This is a genomic window from Vagococcus sp. WN80Y, from assembly GCF_059621045.1.
In genome coordinates, this window is the sequence record NZ_JCAQHY010000084.1 from 1 (window position 1) to 4,607 (window position 4,607).

Below are 4,607 nucleotides of genomic sequence, written 5' to 3' on the forward strand. Positions count from 1 at the left end.
ATTGTCAAGCCCTTGGTATGACAGACGAGGCGCTAACTGACTTCTTTGTTCACGATTGTCACTTAGTTCTCGATCCCGGCAATTTATTCGGTGAAGAAGGCCAACAGTTCCAACGGATCAGCTTGGCTTGTACCACCGCTGTTTTAACTGCTGCCCTTGAACGCTTAGCTAAAAAAGTAAAGGAGCTCTCCCATGATTAATACTAACGATTTAACCAAAAAAATAGCCGAACTCGATCCTTATATGCGCGAAACCCGTGGCTATTTACACCAGCACCCAGAAGTCTCATCCAATGAATGGCAAACAAGCGCCTTTTTAAAAGCCGAAGTCACCAAATTAGGCCTACCGATTACTGACGTTCCAGAAACTGGGTTCTATGCCATCTTGGACACGAAGCGCGAAGGAAAAACAGTGGCCTTACGAACGGACATTGATGCCCTGCCAATTTTAGAACAGCCCACTAACCTAAAAGGGCCACGTAAGTGGCTCTCGGAAGTTGAGGGGGTCTCTCATATGTGTGGTCATGATGGGCATATGGCTGTCTTACTCGCTGCCATGCGTTTATTAGTTGAGATCAAAGACGAACTGTCGGGCCGGATTATTTTCTTGTTTGAAGAAGGTGAAGAAATCGGCTCAGGGATTGAGGCCATGATTGAGAGTCTTCAACCCTTAGGCATTGACGCAATTTATGGCACCCATTTGACCGCCTTTATGCCAACGGGTCAAATCTGTTTGGATGGTGGTCCGCGAATGGCCGGGGCAGCGGTGATTGATTTTGAAGTGGTTGGTCGCTCTGGTCATGGCTCCCGTCCTGATTTATCCATCAACCCTATTTTCGCCGCAGCCAACGTACTAAGCGGCTTGACAAGCGCGTGGGCTAATCAATTGGATGTCAGCAAGACCGTGACCCTTGGTTTAACTCAATTCCATGCAGGGAGTGCTAATAATGTCATACCTGATACGGCTTATATTGGGGGAAGCTTACGGTATTTTGATGTGGCAGAAGGTCATAAAGCGATGGCCGTCTTAAAGGAAGTCGCAGAAAAAACAGCCGCCGCTCATAAGTGTACCATTCGTTACTTGGACAACATGCGCTTTGCCACAATTCCCGTCTTAAACGATCCCTTACTCGCAGAAATTGCCAGACTCGGGGTCAACGACTTGTATCCAGACAAGCTGGTAGAAGGCATTCAGTGGTATGCCTCAGAGTCTTTTTCTCACTACGCCAAAGTCGCCCCAAGTGTCTTTGCCTTTGTAGGGATTGGCAACCCAGAGGTTGGCAGTGGGGCCGAGCATCATAATGATTACTTTGATTTAGATGAGGATGCCTTGACGTATAGCTTAGGTGCTACGGTGAAGTTTGCGCTTAATTTTTTAACGGAGTAAGGGAAGACGAAACGTGAGCGATCAGGGGAAGTCGCTCGAGGTGGCAAGAGGTTAGTTGATCATGAATGGCTGTCTAGGATGAGCTGGGTAGGGGATATTCAACAGTTAACTGATGTTGTTTAATTAAATAAGAAAATATGACTCATGTCCAGCTTCAGTTGACATAAGTGATTCATGAACGATAGGGGAAATCGTTGATATATCGGCGTATTTATCAACTATCCTCTTGTTTGCTAGCTGTCAACTGAACGATTTTTTAGTAAGTTGCTAGTTGAATAGCATGTTATTAAATGATAAAGAATACTAGACTTTTCTTTATTTTTAAAAGGTGTTATTTAATTAAAGTGGAAAATATAGCTCATGTCTGGATTCAGTTGACATAGGTGATTAATGGATTATAGGGGAAATAGTTGATATAACAGTGTATTTATCAACTATCCCCCTGTTTGTTAGCTGTCGTCTGAATGACTTTTTAGTAAGTCTCTAGTTTAATAATGTGTTATTAAATGGTAAGAGATGCTAGTTTCTTCTCAATAGTTAAACACTGTTGTTTAATTAAAGTGGAAACTATAGCTTATGTCTGGATTCAGTTGACATAAGTGATTCATGAATTATAGGGGAAATAGTTGATATAACAGTGTATTTATCAACTATCCCCCTGTTTGTTAGCTGTCGTCTGAATGACTTTTTAGCAAGTCAATAGTTTAATAATGTGTTATTAAATGATAAGAGATGCTAGTTTCTTCTCAATAATTAAACGCTGTTGTTTAATTAAAGTGGAAAATATGGCTCATGTCTGGCCTCAGTTGACCTGACATGAGCTATCTTGATATCTTCTTAGCGAATGATTTTCTTACTTGTCAGTTGTCATTAATTTGGTTTTAGTAGTATCTCGTCGCTCTGCTTTAACACAATGACTGCGACACAATCTATGGGACACAAGCTGTTTGTTTTCAGTGTCCATCATAGGAATGCGACTAAGCTGCTCCGAAAGAATGAGGGGGTCAAGATTATCTAGAAAATGTGTCACACTAGAGGTACTAATCTGCCCCTGACTATTTTTAAAAGCTAAAGTTAGTTTTTTGCGATGTATTGTCATGATTGTCACCTTCTTTCCACTTAAGTATTCGTTTAAATAACGTTCGCTGAGAGCGAGGAAGGCTGTCTATATCAGCTTTTTGAAGATAGCCGTCTTTTATCATGGGAAGAAGCTTGGCAAAAATATGAAGGGATTAAGCAAATTCTTCAGGATGGATCAAGACGGTGTGAATTCGTTTCTGATGGTCTTTTTTTTGTGATTTTTTCTTGTTGTTACGGTCAATTTTCTTGTTCATGTTGGCGATTTTAGTCATCATATACGGATTAGTTGGGTTAGTGACACCCACTACGTTGGTCAAAGGTTGAGCGCCCAAAAGATGATTGTGCTGGATCGTCCAAGCCTCTAAGACATCTACTAGAAAGGTTTGTCGCACACTTCGAATGCCAATCTGAACCTCTAAGACTGCACCAAAAGAAAAAGTGATGACGCTTCGTTGGATGTTATCTATTTGTTTGACGCCACAGTGAAAGCTGATAGCGTGATTCAAATTCGCCCAAACATTGGCATTAAACCGTGAAAAAGTAGTACTAGGTGTGACGAGGGCAGCATGCTTAGGGTGTTTATTTTGGTGAAAATTCAAGACTTGCCTAAGAATATACTGATTAGCGACTCCTTTTTTGATACCAAATAGCTTGTGTATCTGAAAAGGAGTTAGGGGTGTTTTTTTGATGGTTCCATCCATAAAAAACAGCACTGTTTTTCTTTTTCCCTTCCTATTTTTCCCGCTCATCATGGCAAATACTTCCTCAGTTAATATCACCTCCTTCTCTTCAATAGCTCTTGTTAGATAAGTGAGAATGTGTGCCTCACTTACAATATGGCAAGATAAATCTAGCTTCCCAGGTTCTCGAAAAACGAGTGGGTTAGTCATTTTTTCCCTCCTTCTGATAATAGTAGGAAAAGATATCAAGATGATAACGTGCCCTTATCTTTACATAGTTTTCTTTTTTTGTAAAAGGGCCTAACTCACGCTTTTTGCTGAATAAAGTTATCTACTTTTTGATATGATAGTTTGATAATGTGAGTCATATCAAGTGTTCCAGCGATATTATGCCACTAAAAGCTGAAAGAATTAGTTGGCAAAAGGGTGAGTTAGGCGAGTTGTACTTATATTAAATTTCAACTAGACTGGGGCATAGATCAGATCTGATCCTAGTTGGCAAGTCGCAATCAGTCAAGAAAGAGAAGGGAGGAGAATCGGGAGACCCAACGACTATTTTAGTGCAGCGGTCTAATGAAGCGCTAGGAGCTGAGACGGTACGCTTATTTATGGAAAAAGTGGTGGCGATGGGATTGTTTCAGCATAAAGGACAAAAGAAATACGCTGTGATAAAGGGAGCGACGTATGTGGATCGTCAAACGGAGATCCTATTTTAATGAGGTTGGTTGATAAAGTCTATCAAACAGCAAATGATAAAAAATTCTGTTGAAGAATAGCGAAGGCAAGAATTAGTACAGGCTTGACTATAAAGCGCATTTTGTGGTTTTGACTAATTGTAAGCAGTCTTCTTTCGTCTTCAGGAAAGAAGAGATACAATGATTACAAGAAGAGGAACTAAATTGTTAGCGTCTATTTTTATAGGGATAGGTCTATTCTTATGAGCTCATTTAGTGTAAAATAGGTTTATGTTAGTTTTGAGTTGTTGGTGTATGACTACTTATAAAAATTAAAGTTTAATAAACTTGTTAGTGCGAAAATTAAATAAATATTTGAATTATGAAATAGAATATAAAGTAAAAAAACACGAGAATGTCTAATTCTCGTGTTTTTTTACTTTATATAATATATCTTATGTAACCAAGGTCTGTTAATTACACAGTAATCTTAGCATATCCCCCTATTAATTGTCTACCGTTTTTTGAAAAAAAGTTCAAAAGGGAACGATAAAAATGACCGATGGCTCACTTGAACGTGTGGAGTTAGAGGGAGTGGCGCCCTCTTATTATTATATTAATAACTTTATATGAAAACGAGATCTAGTTGACATAAGATATATTATGCGAAGTAGATTTTAATGGCCACATGTCAAGGTTAAATGCAACAAAGTATTGTTGATATACCAATTAAAATAACATTTTAGCTGTTTTTAATACGTGACAGTTTTACGTGTTAGGTAAAAAT

The 4,607-nt window shown here is 39.3% G+C and carries 4 protein-coding genes and 1 pseudogene; 3 read left to right on the plus strand and 2 right to left on the minus strand.

What is annotated here, in order from left to right; all coding sequences use genetic code 11:
* Together AC5KOD_RS03055 and AC5KOD_RS03060 are read left to right on the plus strand one after the other, a co-directional pair.
* Nucleotides 1–200 (plus strand): annotated as a pseudogene (locus AC5KOD_RS03055) (hypothetical protein); the annotation flags it as partial.
* A complete protein-coding gene (locus AC5KOD_RS03060; protein WP_496913066.1) occupies nt 193–1,386 on the plus strand; it encodes an amidohydrolase in 1,194 nt (397 codons plus the stop codon). The pseudogene AC5KOD_RS03055 and the gene AC5KOD_RS03060, both read left to right, overlap by 8 nt.
* 853 nt (nt 1,387–2,239) lie before the next feature.
* Here AC5KOD_RS03060 and AC5KOD_RS03065 read toward each other — a convergent pair.
* Both AC5KOD_RS03065 and AC5KOD_RS03070 read right to left on the minus strand, forming a co-directional pair.
* Complete coding sequence (locus AC5KOD_RS03065; protein WP_496913067.1) at nt 2,240–2,485, minus strand: hypothetical protein; 246 nt, start codon at nt 2,483–2,485, stop codon at nt 2,240–2,242.
* Nucleotides 2,486–2,618: 133 nt separating this feature from the next.
* Nucleotides 2,619–3,356: a hypothetical protein gene (locus AC5KOD_RS03070; RefSeq protein ID WP_496913068.1), complete on the minus strand. Its 738-nt coding sequence runs from the start codon at nt 3,354–3,356 to the stop codon at nt 2,619–2,621.
* Nucleotides 3,357–3,634: 278 nt separating this feature from the next.
* On the opposite strand from AC5KOD_RS03070, the gene AC5KOD_RS03075 reads away from it, so the two are divergent.
* Nucleotides 3,635–3,862, plus strand: a complete 228-nt coding sequence (locus AC5KOD_RS03075) for a DUF2922 family protein (RefSeq protein ID WP_496913069.1) — start codon at nt 3,635–3,637, stop codon at nt 3,860–3,862.
* Nucleotides 3,863–4,607 lie beyond the last annotated feature (745 nt).